The sequence below is a fragment of the Neobacillus camarae genome (genome assembly GCF_054950115.1).
The window spans coordinates 654,833-670,371 of record NZ_JBUCKX010000002.1 but is presented as its reverse complement, the minus strand read 5'-3'; the positions used below and the strand labels follow the sequence as shown (position 1 = coordinate 670,371).

Annotated in this window: 13 protein-coding genes and 1 riboswitch; of the genes, 2 read left to right on the top strand and 11 right to left on the bottom strand. The window is 42.5% G+C overall.

Going from position 1 to position 15,539, the window contains the following annotated elements; translation table 11 throughout:
- Window positions 1-83 precede the first annotated feature (83 nt).
- From ACY8D0_RS10920 to ACY8D0_RS10905, 4 genes are all read right to left on the bottom strand, one after another.
- Window positions 84-1,040, bottom strand: a complete 957-nt coding sequence (locus ACY8D0_RS10920; RefSeq protein WP_462410531.1) for an ATP-grasp domain-containing protein — start codon at window positions 1,038-1,040, stop codon at window positions 84-86.
- Between the two features lie 15 nt (window positions 1,041-1,055).
- Window positions 1,056-2,105, bottom strand: a complete 1,050-nt coding sequence (locus tag ACY8D0_RS10915) for an LLM class flavin-dependent oxidoreductase (RefSeq protein WP_462410530.1) — start codon at window positions 2,103-2,105, stop codon at window positions 1,056-1,058.
- Window positions 2,106-2,213: 108 nt separating this feature from the next.
- Window positions 2,214-2,317: riboswitch (SAM riboswitch) on the bottom strand.
- A 320-nt stretch (window positions 2,318-2,637) separates the two neighbouring features.
- Window positions 2,638-4,149, bottom strand: coding sequence for an arabinosylfuranosidase ArfA (gene arfA / locus ACY8D0_RS10910; protein ID WP_462410529.1), 1,512 nt, complete (start codon window positions 4,147-4,149; stop codon window positions 2,638-2,640).
- Window positions 4,150-4,211: 62 nt separating this feature from the next.
- A complete protein-coding gene (locus tag ACY8D0_RS10905) occupies window positions 4,212-5,495 on the bottom strand; it encodes a glycoside hydrolase family 27 protein (RefSeq protein WP_462410528.1) in 1,284 nt (427 codons plus the stop codon).
- Between the two features lie 497 nt (window positions 5,496-5,992).
- Between ACY8D0_RS10905 and ACY8D0_RS10900 the strand changes: the two genes are divergently transcribed.
- Window positions 5,993-6,361, top strand: coding sequence for a VOC family protein (locus ACY8D0_RS10900; protein WP_462410527.1), 369 nt, complete (start codon window positions 5,993-5,995; stop codon window positions 6,359-6,361).
- A gap of 222 nt (window positions 6,362-6,583) precedes the next feature.
- On the opposite strand, the gene ACY8D0_RS10895 is transcribed toward ACY8D0_RS10900, so the two are convergent.
- Window positions 6,584-7,447, bottom strand: coding sequence for a DMT family transporter (locus tag ACY8D0_RS10895; protein ID WP_462411344.1), 864 nt, complete (start codon window positions 7,445-7,447; stop codon window positions 6,584-6,586).
- Between the two features lie 160 nt (window positions 7,448-7,607).
- Between ACY8D0_RS10895 and ACY8D0_RS10890 the strand changes: the two genes are divergently transcribed.
- Window positions 7,608-8,486, top strand: a complete 879-nt coding sequence (locus ACY8D0_RS10890) for a LysR family transcriptional regulator (RefSeq protein ID WP_462410526.1) — start codon at window positions 7,608-7,610, stop codon at window positions 8,484-8,486.
- Between the two features lie 135 nt (window positions 8,487-8,621).
- On the opposite strand, the gene ACY8D0_RS10885 is transcribed toward ACY8D0_RS10890, so the two are convergent.
- The 6 genes from ACY8D0_RS10885 to ACY8D0_RS10860 form a co-directional block, all read right to left on the bottom strand.
- Window positions 8,622-9,950: an IS3 family transposase gene (locus ACY8D0_RS10885; RefSeq protein ID WP_462410066.1), complete on the bottom strand. Its 1,329-nt coding sequence runs from the start codon at window positions 9,948-9,950 to the stop codon at window positions 8,622-8,624.
- Window positions 9,951-10,121: 171 nt separating this feature from the next.
- On the bottom strand, window positions 10,122-10,937 hold the full coding sequence (locus tag ACY8D0_RS10880) for an AAC(3) family N-acetyltransferase (RefSeq protein ID WP_462410525.1): 816 nt from the start codon (window positions 10,935-10,937) through the stop codon (window positions 10,122-10,124).
- A 134-nt stretch (window positions 10,938-11,071) separates the two neighbouring features.
- The gene (locus ACY8D0_RS10875) at window positions 11,072-11,983 is read right to left on the bottom strand and encodes an LptM family lipoprotein (RefSeq protein ID WP_462410524.1); all 912 of its coding nucleotides are present in this window, start codon (window positions 11,981-11,983) and stop codon (window positions 11,072-11,074) included.
- 221 nt (window positions 11,984-12,204) lie between these two features.
- Complete coding sequence (locus ACY8D0_RS10870) at window positions 12,205-13,662, bottom strand: aldehyde dehydrogenase family protein (protein ID WP_462410523.1); 1,458 nt, start codon at window positions 13,660-13,662, stop codon at window positions 12,205-12,207.
- 366 nt (window positions 13,663-14,028) lie between these two features.
- Window positions 14,029-14,724, bottom strand: coding sequence for an aspartate/glutamate racemase family protein (locus ACY8D0_RS10865; RefSeq protein ID WP_462410522.1), 696 nt, complete (start codon window positions 14,722-14,724; stop codon window positions 14,029-14,031).
- A 29-nt stretch (window positions 14,725-14,753) separates the two neighbouring features.
- On the bottom strand, window positions 14,754-15,299 hold the full coding sequence (locus ACY8D0_RS10860) for a GNAT family N-acetyltransferase (protein WP_462410521.1): 546 nt from the start codon (window positions 15,297-15,299) through the stop codon (window positions 14,754-14,756).
- Window positions 15,300-15,539: the final 240 nt, after the last annotated feature.

Here is a 15,539-nt window from a genome sequence, read left to right as displayed (position 1 = left end):
TATAATTTCAACAAAATCCAATAAAAAAAGGGCAGAACCCTAAAAAGACGTTTTTAACGACCTTTTGGGCAGCCCTATAAAAATTATGCTGATGTTGTTGGAGTGTACTTTTCTTCTAATGTCTTCTTTAAAAATGCAGCTACTTCAAGCATTCCGTATTTTCCAGCTTTTGCTTCTGCATCCGAATTATAGTTCGTGTTGGTATTGATATCGTACGTGAAAATTTCGCCATCTGCATTTCTGATAAATTCAATTCCAGCCACATGAATCTGATTTCCCGCTAAAACCTCTTTATATTTTTCTAGAATTTCGTCCTCAAAACCTTCAATGATTTGGAACTTAGGCTTCTCTTCGACTTTTTCTCCTACCGGGCAGAACAGGTCGCCAATTTGGCAGGCGTCCGCTGGGCAAAGTTCAAATCCTTCCGAAGTATCTACCTTAACAGCATAAACAAAGTTTCCGCCTACAAACTCACAACGAGTGATGTAACTTTCAGGAGATTGGATGTATTCTTGAATAAGCGTAATGCCATCGACAGGTTCTTCGAAAGTCGGACCTTCCACATACGCTTTTAAAGCATCGATACTTTGGAATAATTGAACACCTAAGCCTTTTCCGGCACGGTTATGCTTCGTAATGAACGGCTGTCCTGCAAAGCTTTCAGCCGCCTTAATAATGTTTTGTTTTCCAACCGCCGCAATCGTTTTTGGAGTCTTAACTCCATACTTGTTTAACTCTAAATATTGTAAAACCTTACTCACTTCCAGCTTTAGAGCGCTCGTTCCATTTAACACCGTACGGCCATGCGCTTCAAGCCAAGCCAATACCTGCCCAGTAAATTCCGCTGCAAAACGATGGTCGCGTGTATGAGAAGAAGCACTCATCCGGCTATAGAAGATCCCTTCTGGTGGTTCTGATGATAAATCTAACGTTCCTTCGTCTAAATGCCATTCTTCATAAGGAACACCCAGTTCCTCTAACCTTTTGGTTAAATGGACGGTCCACTCACTATTTTCATGTATCACATATACCTTGCTCATTTTTACAGCCCCTTCCTAGTTCTTTATTAAACTACGTTTTTGTTCCACTAATGGCATAACCTGCTTGGCAAAGCGTTCCATTTCCTCTAGTTGTGGTGAAAACTGTAATAACAATAAGTCTAAGCCAGTTTCCTCGTATTGTAAAATTCTTTCAGCTACTTGTTCTGGAGTTCCTACTAAATTCGGACGGAGGCCACGATTGGAAACTGAATAATCCTGCAATTGGATTTGTTGTTCTAAATGTGATTTGGTCGTGAAATCTTTAAAGCCAGCATATCCGCTAGAATCCTTCACCGTCGTAATTTTTTCAAGCTCTGCCAGAGCCTCTTCTTCAGTATCGCGGCAAATCACATAAGCGGCCATTCCGAAAGAACGAAATGGGTCATTGTCAGTTTGTTCACGGCGTGCCTTCATATCGGTGATTTTTCGATCAATCTCTTCAACGGTTCCACCGTGCATCACATAGGCATCACATTTTTCGGCAATGGTTTGCTTGCCTTTTTCACTTTCACCGCCTGCATAAAGAATCGGGTTAGGCCGTTGCACAGGTTTCGGTGCAAGCTTCGTGTTTTGTAAATCGTAAAATTGACCAGTGTAATTGAACGTTTCTTCTGTCCATAACCCTTTAAGAACATCGATAAACTCTTCGGTACGAGCATATCGCTCATCATGTTCCGTAAAAATGCCGCCATATTGGCGCGCTTCTTCAGCCCACCAAGCTGAAACCACGTTTAGCGTAAAACGGCCGTTGGAAATTTGATCAATATTGGCGGCCATTTTTGCGGCAACAGCGGGGTTATGAAAACCAGGGCGAATTGCCGTCATAATTTCAATTTTTTCCGTCACTGCTGCCAGCGCGGCCGCTGTGGACCAAGCTTCAAGAGAATCATGTTCCGGTCCTTTAATATCATTTAGATATAATTCAGCTATTAGAGTTGTCGAGTATCCCCATTTTTCAGCTGATTGAATGACGTTTTTCGCATATTCAAAGGTGGGCGGCATATTTTCGTCTTCCACATTTCGCAGCCAGCCTCCAAAAATCGGTAACCAAAAACCATATTTCATTTATATTCTCTCCTCTATTGTTCTAATACTCTAGTTTTCCTATCATTTAAGTTGGATTTTTATTTAAATAAAAAACTCTCCTCCTAAGAAGAGAGTTCTTTAACCCTCTTCTCATCTTTCAAGCGATGTGCTTGATGGAATTGGCACAGTATTCATAAGAACCTGCTGCCGAGGCTTCAAAGGGCCAGTCCCTCCACCTCTCTGGATAAGAAGAAAAATGTACATTCAACTTGTTAATTATTATAATGCGATAATAGTTCAAATTCACCAAATTGTCAATCAAATATTTCTATACTCTAAGTATCTATGGTTTTCATGATTTTTTGCCACTTAACCCTATTGACCGTACCAAAGCAAAAAGGGTCATCAAGGGATTTAGGATGGGTCTCTAATGACCGTGCCGAAGGAAAATGGACCTTTAGGGGAAATAGGGAGGTCCATGATAATTAATTAGAAAAGAAGCTAACAGCTCAAATACTAAGCTATTAGCTTTCTTTTCTAAGGCCCTTTTTTCGAACTGCCCCCTGTCATTCTATTTCCTTTTTGCCAAGCGAATGACATTCCAGGACAACTTAGGAAGCACAGCCGAAACCTTGCCATCTTCCAACTTGGCATTCCCATTGGAATGTGGCGCGACAGGTGTTCCTTTGGCTGAGTTGGTTAACTTTATGTCGGCATTTTCAAGAACGATATGTTCCATGACTTCATATCCCTCAAAATTGCGGATATCCACATCTAACTCTAAACCTTCTTGCAAGTGGCGGTTCACAGCAAAGATGGTCAGCTGTTCCTGTTCCTCATTATAAACAGCAGTGGACTCCAGGTACGGAACATCGGTGAAATCTTTGCTGTCATATTTCGGGCTGGAGATAATCGGATTCAAGGCAACACCCCTGCCATAAACAGAAGCATGCATGTAGGGATAAAAAATCGTCTGCTTCCATGCGACTCCGTTATTTTCTGTCATAATCGGGGCAATGACGTTCACTAATTGGGCGAGGCAGGCAATCTTCACCCGGTCCGCATGCTTCAACAGGGTAATCAGCATGCAGCCCACCAATAAGGCGTCTTCAAAAGTATAAATATCTTCAAGCTGTGGAGGGGCGATGCTCCAAGGTTCAATCTTCTTGTCCGACTCATGGCTGTGATACCAAACATTCCATTCATCAAATGCGAGATTAATATTCTTTTTGCCGCGCTTCTTCGCTTTGATATAGTCAGCAATCGCAATCACGGAACGAATAAAATCATCCATTTCAAGGGAACGGGCCAGATAGTTGGCGATATCATTTTCACGATTCCCGTAATACTGGTGAAGCGATATGTACTCTACATGATTGTACGTATGGTCCAGCACAGTGGCTTCCCAATCTGCAAATGTATTCATCGTCCGGCTTGAGCTTCCGCAGGCAACCAGCTCAATCGTCGGGTCGACCCACTTCATGACTTTTGCGGCTTCTTGGGCAATCCGTCCATACTCGACCGCATTCTTGTGGCCAATCTGCCATGGCCCATCCATTTCATTGCCCAGACACCAAGTCTTGATCCCATGAGGCTCTTTTACCCCGTGTGAAATACGCAGATCACTATAATACGAGCCTCCCGGATGATTACAGTACTCAACAAGATTTCTGGCCGCATCAATGCCGCGGGTTCCAAGGTTTACCGCCATATTCACATCCGCATTAACCAGCTTGGCCCATTTCATAAACTCATTCGTGCCAATTTCATTGGTTTCAATCGTGCGCCAGGCCAGTTCCAAACGGCGCGGGCGGTTTTCCACCGGGCCGACTCCGTCTTCCCAGTTGTAACCGGATACAAAGTTGCCGCCAGGGTAACGGATCAACGGCACCTGAAGTTCCTTGACCATTTCCATGACATCCTGCCGGAAGCCATTTTCATCAGCCTGGGGATGCCCCGGCTCATAAATGCCGCCATATACGGCACGGCCTAGATGTTCAATGAAGGAACCATAAATACGGTTATCAATCTCCGAGATTTTGAAATCTTTTTCTAAAATCATTTTTGCTTTCGTCGCAGACATGTTGATTCTTCCTCTCCTATTCTGATAGATAAGCCTAGTAACTTAGTAAAAAAAATATCCTGTTAATCATACAGTTTCAATAGCACAGCGCCGTGTGGCGGCAACGTTTGCTCCACCACATCTTCTACCTCGCCCATTTCCTCTTGTTTCCACAAATCTCTCACTTTTTTTCCGGAGAAAAGTTGGAGCTGCTCTAGTGGAACATGGAGTGTGGCCGTTTCCTCACCTACATTAAATAATGCTAAAAAGGTATGATCCTCTTGGCTCTTCGCTGTCCATGCCACATGATCACCCTTGCGAAAGACAAGCCGATTATCATGACTATGTTGGTTTACTTCTAACACCTCTTTATGGGTTAACAAAGATAATGTCCATTCATCATTGTCACGGAGTTCACCGCCAAACATGAGCGGAGAACGGAAAATCGACCATAAAGTCATCATGGTGATTTGTTCCTCTTTCGTAAATTGTGTCCACTGTTGTGTTCTGCCGCCCTCGACTGAACGGATTCGAATATGCCCAAGTGGCAGCATATCACAGTCAGGCCAGTGGCCAGGCCCCACATATTCACTCCATTTTTCACAGTGCTCGAACATCTTGTATAACAGGCTCCACTCATCCCAAAAGTCGTCCGTCATCCGCCACATATTGGCGTTAGTCATGAATTCGTCTGCATACTCGAGCGGTGCTGGACCAGGTGACAGGCTGAGGACTATTTCTCTTCCGCACTTTTCAATGGCTTGGCGGATCAATTTCAACTCATCCTTATGGAAGTGATAAAGCTTGGACGCGGCAAGGTCATCTACTTTTACAAAATCCACTCCCCATTGGGCATACAGCTGGAACAAGGAATCATAATATTCTTGGGCCCCTTCTTTCGATGCATTCACCCCGTACATGTCTGTATTCCAAGGGCAGATGGAATTGGAATGGGCCATATCTCTCGCTCTAGCACGGGTCCCTAATATCGGCATATTGGCATGAACGGCCTGACGCGGAATCCCACGCATGATATGAATTCCGAATTTTAATCCCAGACTGTGAACGTAATCCGCTAATGGCTGGAATCCTTTCCCCTCCGCCGCCGAAGGAAATCGGTTTACCGCCGGGGTCAATCTCGAATATTCATCCATTTCCAGCGGCACAAACGGACGATAGGCCGAGGAATTTGCGCCAGGTTCATACCACTGAATATCAACGACCACGTATTTCCAGCCAAAAGGTTTAAGATGTTTTGCCATATAGTCAGCATTCCCTCTGACTTCATCCTCTGTAACGGACGCCCCGAAACAATCCCAGCTATTCCAGCCTAATGGCGGGGTCTTGGCATAATTATGATGTTTCATCCGATAATATCCTTCCTGTATGAAGTCCAAAGTCCATAAGGAAAATTCCCATGGCCTTGGTGTACACACAGAATATTCGGCAAAAGTGATATAACTCCTCCATCAAAATGAAGAAACCATACCCGCGGTGTTCATCCCTCTTTCCTAATTCTTGATTCACGCCTATCGATTAAGTCTTTTCTTTACGCCGGCAGCATGTCCATCTTTCAATCTATTCCCCTCCTTCAAAATCATCTAATAAATGACAAATCATGAACAAATTAAACGTTTAATTAGATTTTACGTTATGCCTGTAATCATTGGTTTTCTCGGAATTCGCAGCTAAAAAAGTTGTCAGTTAAACAAACGTATGATTAAATTTTGTGATAATCCTCCTCTTATTTAGGTTTCTTCGCTATCCCTCCTAAAAATTTTGGCGAATTCCGGCCGCACCTTTTTTGTAAATAAAACAATGATGGATTAGAATAATATAAGATGGAAATAGGGAGGGACAAACCATGTTTAAGAGTAGCAGCGTAACGATCGTAGTCGATGATTTAACAAGAGCAGAACAGTTTTACGTAGAAACCCTCGGATTAAAGGTTCAATTTAGAGTAGAAGGACATTTGGTGCAGCTCGAAGCACCGGGGTTGGCCATTGGACTTGTACATCCTCGCGAGGGACAAGATTCAAATCCTGGTAAGTCAGGGAGCATCCATATTGGATTGGAAGTCGAAGAATTGGATTCAGCAATCGCGCTGCTAAAATCCCGTGGTGTCGAGTTCCAGCCAATTATGGAAGAAGAAGCCACCCGAATCGCCTACTTCAGCGATCCTGAAGGGAATCCCCTTTATTTGATTGAATTAAAAGCTGGCCCTGCCATGTAGTGCTAAACAGCTGGGAAAATCCCAAAAATGGAAAATGCCGGAAATCGCCGGTAAATAAAAACCATTCCTTTTAAAGGACGGTTTGAAAGAGCAAAACAACTCTGCGGCGAACGGAACTAGCAAAAAAAAGCAAACTATTTATCCACTACCCATCCAATCAGCAGCTTCGGACGGTTCTCATGCTTTTTTCACTAGAACCGTCCCCAGCGCACCCTGTTTCGTTTAAGCTGCCTTATCCACAACCTTCGTTTTCAATTGGGCACCTTTCCCTTTACTATTCACAAACCATATTCCCGCCAAAACTAATAAAATTCCTCCCAAGGTTACGATGCTCAAACTCTCATGCAAAAATAGCCATCCAGACATGACACCTACGACGGGCACAAGCAGTAGAGAAGTCGATGCTTTGCTTGCTTCCGTAAGGCTCAAAATATGATTCCACATCACGAATGCCAGCGCGGAGGCAACAATTCCGGAAAACAGGATATAAACCGACGGCATTACACCCCAATGCGCTTCCCCATGTTCAAATGATAGAGAGTAGACCAATAAACCCAGCGCTCCAATGGTCATTTGCCATGTGGTAAATTGCACACTATCACAATGCTTTAATTTCAGTTTAAAAATCAAGTTGGCCACTGCCCAAGAAATAGCGGAGCTTAAGGCCAGTAACACTGCCCAGACGTTTCCCCCTAAATGAATATCCATCGCGAGGAATAAACCAGCGATACCCAGCACGATTCCGAACGTCTTTCTTGGTGTCAATTGTTCATTAGGAATCCACTTATGGGCCATAATCGATAAAAACAACGGCATGCTGTAAGTCAAAACCGAAGTAAGACCGGCACTGACATAGTTAAGCGAGATTTGAATAGCGATGTTAAAATAGGTGGTTTGGAACAGTCCGCAGAGGATGACCCACTTCCAATCCGATTTATTTGGCAGGGGATTTTTTTTCATAAAACTCACGCCAAGGAGGACGATGGCCCCCGTCAAAAATCGCAGTGAGGCAAATAGGACGGGAGGAAAAGCGCCATTTCCCAGTTTCATAATCACAAAATTAAACCCCCATATCAGACATAGCATAACCATCGAAACATTCATTCGGTTGACCCTCTCTCTAGTTGATTTTTTCTGTATATTCATTACATTCAAAAAACACTTTACAACTAGAAACAATTATTGTCTAATATATAAATGTCATACTATTAAGTCGGAAAACGACTTAATCGGGAGGAATCAATGCGTGGAACTGCGTCAGATCGAATATTTCATCGTTGTGGCAGAAGAGTTGCATTTTGGGCGTGCAGCCATGCGCTTACAGATGACACAACCGCCTTTAAGCCAGCAAATTATCCAACTTGAGAAGGAACTAGGAGTCAAATTGTTTGAGCGGTCAAAGCGTCATGTGGAGCTGACAAACGCGGGAAAGGTTTTCTTGCAAGAAGTTCGCCAAATCCTTCCCCAACTGGAGCGGGCCAAGGACTCAGCTTTAAGGGCTCAGATGGGAATGCATGGCCGGTTAGTGATTGGATTTGTTGGATCGGCAACATTCGATATTCTTCCCATCATTGTCCGGGAATTTCAAGAACAATTTCCATACGTGGATTTGAATCTGCGCGAGATGCCTACTCCCATGCAAATCAAGGCATTTCACAAAAAGGAAATCGACATTGGCTTTGTAAGACCCCCTGTGGTGGATCCGCTCCTGTCACTTTTGTCTGTTTACCAAGAGACTTGTGTCGCCGTGGTGCCGAAGTTGCATCCGCTTGCCCAACGCGCTTCCATAACAATGGGAGATTTGAGCACGGAACGATTTATCTTAGTGGAGAGGGAGGTTTGGTCGAGCTGGTACGATGATATACTCTCGAAATGCCGTGATGCCGGGTATAGCCCGATCATCCGTCAAGACGTGAAAGAAATACAGACAGCGGTGGGGTTAGTGGCAGCAGGACTGGGGATAAGTATCGTACCAAGGTCCACCGTCAATTTACACGTTCGGGACGTTGCATACGTAAGCATCGAGGGAGTAGCCCCGCGTGTAGAAATGGGTATCGCCTGGCGGACAGAGGATCATTCTACCATGGTGAAACAATTTATCGATACCGTCACACGTCTCATATAGGTCCTGCGAAGGAACAGGTTTTCCGAAAGGTCATTTTCGTTGGTGGCGGCTGAAGGATGATGAAAATTCATGTATGAAAAAAGAGAAGTGCTTGTTAAACTGGCACCCTTGTCAAGGACACTATAAAAAAAGAGATTAAGCAGCTAAAAGATGATCCCTATATTGAATAGGGGTCATTTTTTCTAAATTCCATTGATAGCGATAATTGTTATAGTAAACCATGTAATGATTTATTTTTGACTTCAGTTCCTTTAATGTTCTTGCAGATTTATAATCCACATCATCCTTCAGGTGGCCGAAGAAGGATTCTTGAGGGGCATTATCCCAACAGTTGCCTCTTCGTGACATGGATTGGCCCAAGCCATATTCCTTTAATAGCTTCTGGTATCTTGGGCTTGTATAGTGACTTCCTTGATCCGAGTGGATAAAGGCCTCTTCATGGATTGTAATTTTCTTGTTATTCATCAATTTATGGATTGTCTGGGTGGCGATGTCCAGTGTGATGCGATCAGACACATGGTAAGCTAGGATTTCATTGGTGGAGGCGTCTTTTACGGTCGACAAATAAGCCATACAATTCCCGTTATATGGAAGATAAGTGATATCCGTAAGTAACACTTTTCCAGGGATTCCTTGTTTGAATTCCCTGCTTAATTTGTTTGGGACAACTTGATGTTCTTTTGTTGCTTTTGCGATTTTTTTATAAGGATTGGGTTTTCGGTGAGGACAAACAATTCCATATTTCTTCATAATCCTCCGTATCTTTTTACGGCTGAAGTTAATATCAAACTCATTCTCCAAAATCATTTTAATGGACCGTGAGCCTTTCTTATATCCCCGCCGATTAAAGGCCTTTAGGATGATTTCTTTCGCTTCGAGGTCCAATTTTTCCCTTGCTTCCCTGGCAGAGGAAGCCTTTAAGTAGCTGTAAAAACCGGAACGTGAGACCCCTAGGAGATCACAGAAATACCTGGTCATCCCCTTGAATTCATGTTGGTCAATAGTCTCTTGGATTAAGTGATATGCTTTATTCGGGTTTAGATTTTCGCTTGCGTTTAGCAGCCTCCTTTCTGTCGTTTCGTACTTTTTTAACAGCTCCACCTGTCCTTCCAGCAGCTCGATTCTGGCTTTTTGCCTTTCAATCACTTCGGAGGGTGTGAGCTCACGCTTTAAGGGCCTGCCGGAAGCCGTTTTCCTCGAATCTGTAAGCCCAATCAAACCATTCTTATCATAAGCCTTTTTCCACCTGTGGGCTGATTGTTCAATTCGTTTTATTCCAATCATATCAACGTTGAAGCCGTTCTCCGCAAAAATCTGACGAGGGAGTTTGCCGGCCAAATATTCATCTATAAATCTATTCTTAAAATCGTCTGTATAGGTAATAGACCGCTCACTGACACGGTGTACATTTGGATTCTTTTTAAGTGTATTTATCTCTGTAATTGAAAAAGTTATTTTACTCATGTTGTCCCCTAGTCCCTTAATTCTGAAATTCAAGTATATAAAAAATACCTGCAGGTGAACACTCTTTTTTTCAAGTGTCCTACCTGCAGGTACCATTGTATGTAACACTCCTCCTGTGTTTTTTACTCTTTAGCCGCCGGTGAATAACAGGTCTTCCTTTACGATGCATCTTTACTTCCTATTCTTATTATCAAAATTTTCTAGCCACTTCTCCGCAAAATCGACCGCCTCTTTAAGGGGAAAAAGGCGGCAATAGGCAGAACCCACCTTACCGGACAATAGTTTATTTTCCTGTTCGAAGTCGTTCCCCAGATCCTCGAATAATTCCTCTCTGAACTCTAAATCTTCAAATTCCTTCCAAACCCTTTTTCCTTCCACTTGAATAGGTGCGCCCTTGCTTAAAACTTTCCGATAAGGAATCCTATATTCGGCAAGATGAAAACAGGTATTGCTGTCAAAACCCGCTCCCAGCAATAACACATGGGAATCAAGATGATAAAGTTTTCCAAGGGGAGATTGTTCGCCTAAACCAAAATGGAGGCTTTGGTGGTCGATAATGTTATGTTTATCTTTCCCCCAGGCGATAAAAGAAAAGTTCGGATGGCTGCTTCTGATAACCCCAGGATAGGTCCTGAATACTTCTACTATCCTCCCCAATCCACGGGTGACAGGCGTATATTCTTCATGATAGGCCGGCATGGTTTCTCTTATCACATCCCACCATTCCTCTGGAACGGGAGGGTATTGCCATTCGGTTGGATCGGATAATTCGACTGACTGGGATGGCATCACGATGGTCCCCTCATCGGTCACAACATCCATTAACGCTTGAATAACCGCAACCTCTCCCCCATTTACCCATCCAATGGATGACAAGGAGGAATGGACCATGACAGTCATTCCTTTTGTTAATCCAAGAGATCTTAAATCTTCAGCGATGGATTGTCTAGTTCTTGGCAAACTTGTACTCGCAATTAATGATTTCATTTCATGCATCTCCAATGTTAATCTATTAAAAAACTATAATTCTAATTTGGTGACCAATTTTAACATGATAATGAAGTGCGTGCTTATTCTAATCGGCTGCAAGCCTTGATATTAAGGTTAATCTAGGAAATTTATCAATTGTTTAAAAAGGTTAAATCAGTAGCATCCGTTATATCTGTGACTTTTCCCTTATCAATATCCACCCCGTAACGTCCATTGGTTGAAGAATGCCCAGAGACCAAAGTGGAATATCTAATAATATAATAATCGTTGTATGTTTCTTCGAATTGCACAAAATGATTTTTGTCTTCTACCAACTCGTTTTTACCACGCAAATATTCTTTGACCAAGGAAACCGCCTTATTTTGATTGGCTTCTTCAATGGCTGCTTGATTCTCGGCATCTCCATCAGAAGACGTATCATTATTTTTAACCATTTCAAAAAAAGTACCGCCACCATATAAAATCAGTTTATTCTTAACGGGTGTAATGAAGGTAACTGTGCAAATACCATTTGTGTCCGTTGCATCAAGCTCAGTAACAGAATCTCCAGCAATACCAAGCTGGTCAAATGTCACTCGGTATTCAGATGGGAAGGCGCTTTTCGCAATCACTCTTTTTTTATAAACAGGATTCGCTGCCACGTTGTTCATATCTTCGATTTTGTCTCCGAAGCAAGTGGCACTTTCCTTTGAAAACGATAATGGCTTCCCTGTTAACGCATTGACATCGTCTGTGCTATAAGTTCCCGCGGGACCAAATGCTATGACTTTCTTAATTTGCCACTGGCCATAAAAAAATTCTTCACTTTGATTATTCTCGTTTGAACCACTTGTGTATGCGCTTGAAGCCTGCGTGTTTTGAATGGTTGGTTTAGATTGTGTTGGATTCTCGGATGTATGATTGGATGTTGAACTATTCTCCGCTTTACTGGATGTCTCAGGTTGCGATTGATTTTGTGTGGCTTTCCCCTCAGACGAAGTTCCACACGCTGACAACGTGAACAATAAAACGCCGGATAAAATGGTAGAGATAAAAGTTTTCAATTTTAAAACCCCTTTCACCTTACCCATTCTACCAAAACATGGCAGCTCCATTAAAGATAAATTTTATTTTTCCTCCACCTATTTACCTAGTTACAGACCTTCCTCTAAGAACAGGGGGTAAAAAAAATGGCTATCAAATTGTTTGATAGCCATTCTCTGGGACCTTATTAGGACGGATTTATATTCATTTTTAGCTGCCGATTTAAAGGGCGTCGCACCGATTAGAACGGATACTTCATATCATTTTCTTGGACAGAAACCCATTTTGCTTGTGTCATTTCATCCACAATCCATGGGTTGCCAAAGCGGCCGATCCCGCTGCCTTTCATACCGCCAAATGGCGTATTGGACAAGCAGTTAACCGTTTGGTCATTCACATGTGTCATACCGGCTTCAATTTGAACAGCCACTTCTTCGCCGCGTTCTAAATCGCTGGTGAACACAGCAGAACTTAAGCCATAGACTGTATCATTCGCCAGTTCAATCGCTTCTTCATCAGAGGAAGCTTTGATGAGTGACACCACTGGAGAGAATAATTCAGTTTGGGCTAAATCGCTATCGTTTTTGACATCGCCAAAGATAAATGGTGTCAAAACATTGCCTTCGCGTTTACCTTCTAACAACAATTCATGGCCCGCCTCTTTTGCTTTTTCAATATAGCTTAAGGCTTTGTCCATTTGCACATGGTTGATCAGCGGTCCAATGACAGTGGAAGGATCTTTTGGATTGCCATAAGGAACTTGTTTGGCACGTTCCACAAACTTGCGGGCAAATTCATCATACAGATCCTCATGAACGATAATCCGGTTAATGCTCATGCAGATTTGACCTTGGTGCAAGTATTTCCCCATGATAGCTGCGTTTACCGCTTGATCGATGTCAGCATCTTTCAACACAACAAATGGGTTGTTGCCGCCAAGTTCCAATGCGGTACGTTTCAACAATCCACCGGCCACTCCGCCAATATGCTTGCCAACTCCGGTTGAACCTGTAAAGCTGATCAGTTTGGAATGTAGGTTCGTAATCATGGTATCGCCGATTTCAGGGATATCAGTAAGGATGGAGTTGAACACACCTGCTGGAATGCCAGCTTCTTCAAATGCTTTGGCAATCACGGAGCCGCCGGAAATACCTGTTTGAATGTCTGCTTTATGGACAACGGCATTTCCTAATGCCAATGCTGGGGCAATGGTTCTCATCGATAGATAGAGCGGGAAGTTGAACGGGGAAATAGATGAAATGACACCGAGCGGCAACCGGTAAACCTTGTTTACTTTACCAGGGATGACAGAATCAACAGTAGTAACTTTGTTCACTTGATTGATCATTTTTAAGGACTCTTCTAAGTCGGCAATGGAAAAGGCAACTTCTACACTGCTTTTTAACACACTGCTGCCGGATTCAGCCACCAATACATCGACAATTTCTTGTTGGTGTTCTTTAAAATAAGCAATGACTTTTTCAATGACAGATCTACGAAGTTCAGGATTTTTCGCCCATTCTTTTTGTGCTTTGTTGGCAGCTTCGAAGGCAGATTCAAGTTGTGCTTTGGAAGCAATTTTAATACCGGCTATTACAGTATCGTCGAATGGATTTAAATCGTTGTAGACACGGCCGGTTTCGCCTTCGACCCATTCGCCGTTAATATAACTCTTGGTTAATGAAAGATATTGAGTCATAGTGGGTTCCTCCTATAATGAAAGTTTAATAGAATTTATAACTATACTAAAATAATAATTCCAATCATTTATGATGGACCTCTGTTCACAAATTTGCAACATTTTAGCTTTAAATAGGTCTTGCAATTATTGGAGAGTAGAGTTTTTAGTGGTTCAGGGGTCTTTAATCAATGGGTTGTGAGAGTATCAAGGGCCTATCCGAGAGTAAAAGAGGATGAACCGAGAGTATTGCAGCACTATCCGAGAGTAAACTCATTTTTGCCACCAGTAGTTACTCCTCCCTTTAAATACTGGTTTAAGGTGCGAAAAACGGAAAGACCAGTTTCAGCAGAAACCGGCCTTTTTCAATGGAAAAACCACTTACCCTTAATTTTCTAATGCCTTATTAACTGCTTCCATAGCATGAATCACAGCAGTATCAAATAATGGAACTTCAGAATCCTCTGGTTTCACTAGCAAGCCAATCTCGGTACAACCTAATATGATTCCTTCCGCTCCCTGATTAACTAAATTCTGAATCACCTTTTGATAATATTCTTTAGACGTTTGTTTGATTGTCCCTAAACATAATTCTTTAAAAATAATATCATTGAGAAGTTCGATTTCCTCTTGATCCGGAATCAATACCGTTATGTCGTCATTTGCTTCGACTCTTGATTTATAAAAGTTATCTATCAGCGTATATTTGGTTCCTAACAAGCCAACTTTCTTCAATCCTTGTTTCTGTATTTGATGGACCGTCGCATCCGCAATATGTAGAAGAGGAATATTTATTTTGGCTTCGATCTCCTTCACAACCTTGTGCATTGTGTTTGTGCAAATCACAATAAATTCCGCTCCCGCCTTTTCCAATGACGACGCGGCGTCTCCAAGAACCATGCCCGCACGTTCCCAATCTCCATCTGCTTGGTACCTTTCAATTTCGTCAAAATCAACGCTATATAAAATACACTTCGCTGAATGCAATCCGCCCAATCGGTTCTTTACTTTTTCATTAATCAATCGGTAATACTCTGCCGAAGACTCCCAACTCATGCCGCCAAGCAATCCTATGGTTTTCAATCCCTTATTCCTCCTTGTCAATTCTTCATTTATTCTATAATTCTCCCCATCACATAAGTACTGTAGTAATTTCCGTCCGATAGGATCCGATCATGTTTCATTAGGCCTTCCATTTCAAAACCAAGTGTTTTATACAGTTCAATCGCCTTTAGATTCGTTTCCAAAACCATTAATACAATCTTTTTAATGCTGTTGGCGTCGGCCCAGGCAATGCTTTGTTGCATGAGATTTCTTCCAATGCCATAGCTCCAGTAATCTTTCAATACCCCCAATCCGAATTCCACCTTATGGGAGAAGCGCTTCAAATCCGAACCTTCGCATCTCGAATAGCCCACTAACCTGCCATCCACTTCGGCTACCAAGCATAGGTGTCTGGAATGGTTCGTGTCATTTTCGATCATTTTTTCAAACTCCGCTTGGCCGATAAACGCCTCCCCCTTTTCCCTGTCCATATTTTCGGTCTCTCCATCAATCTGCAATCTTAATTCGGACAAACTTTCCGCGTCACTTTTCCCAGCAGACCGGATTATGTAAGTTAATCCTTTTATATTGAACTCTTGTTGGCCAATCAACATGCAAGCCACTCCTATTCGTATGAAGTTAAAATAGTTGAGAAAAACATATCCTATTGGCAGCTTTATGTAACTTGCTGCGGTCACTTACTAAGGAATATTTAGGTAATTACATTTTACTATATGGCATGCGGACTATTTTAAAAGTATTAAAATTTTTTAAAAACTGCATTTCTTGGCCGCTCTTGCAGGCACCATGATGAAGTAAATTTTATGGTACACTTATAATAACGAACACACCTA

Excerpts from the sequence above, each read along its gene's own strand:
- ACY8D0_RS10895 (WP_462411344.1), bottom strand. The coding sequence starts at position 7,447 with ATGCTATGTCTGATATGGGGGTTTAATTTTGTGATTATGAAACTGGGA.
- arfA (WP_462410529.1), bottom strand. The coding sequence starts at position 4,149 with ATGTCTGCGACGAAAGCAAAAATGATTTTAGAAAAAGATTTCAAAATC.
- ACY8D0_RS10900 (WP_462410527.1), top strand. The coding sequence starts at position 5,993 with ATGTTTAAGAGTAGCAGCGTAACGATCGTAGTCGATGATTTAACAAGA.
- ACY8D0_RS10920 (WP_462410531.1), bottom strand. The coding sequence starts at position 1,040 with ATGAGCAAGGTATATGTGATACATGAAAATAGTGAGTGGACCGTCCAT.
- ACY8D0_RS10885 (WP_462410066.1), bottom strand. The coding sequence starts at position 9,950 with ATGAGTAAAATAACTTTTTCAATTACAGAGATAAATACACTTAAAAAG.
- ACY8D0_RS10860 (WP_462410521.1), bottom strand. The coding sequence starts at position 15,299 with ATGTTGATTGGCCAACAAGAGTTCAATATAAAAGGATTAACTTACATA.
- ACY8D0_RS10880 (WP_462410525.1), bottom strand. The coding sequence starts at position 10,937 with ATGAAATCATTAATTGCGAGTACAAGTTTGCCAAGAACTAGACAATCC.
- ACY8D0_RS10870 (WP_462410523.1), bottom strand. The coding sequence starts at position 13,662 with ATGACTCAATATCTTTCATTAACCAAGAGTTATATTAACGGCGAATGG.
- ACY8D0_RS10905 (WP_462410528.1), bottom strand. The coding sequence starts at position 5,495 with ATGAAACATCATAATTATGCCAAGACCCCGCCATTAGGCTGGAATAGC.
- ACY8D0_RS10915 (WP_462410530.1), bottom strand. The coding sequence starts at position 2,105 with ATGAAATATGGTTTTTGGTTACCGATTTTTGGAGGCTGGCTGCGAAAT.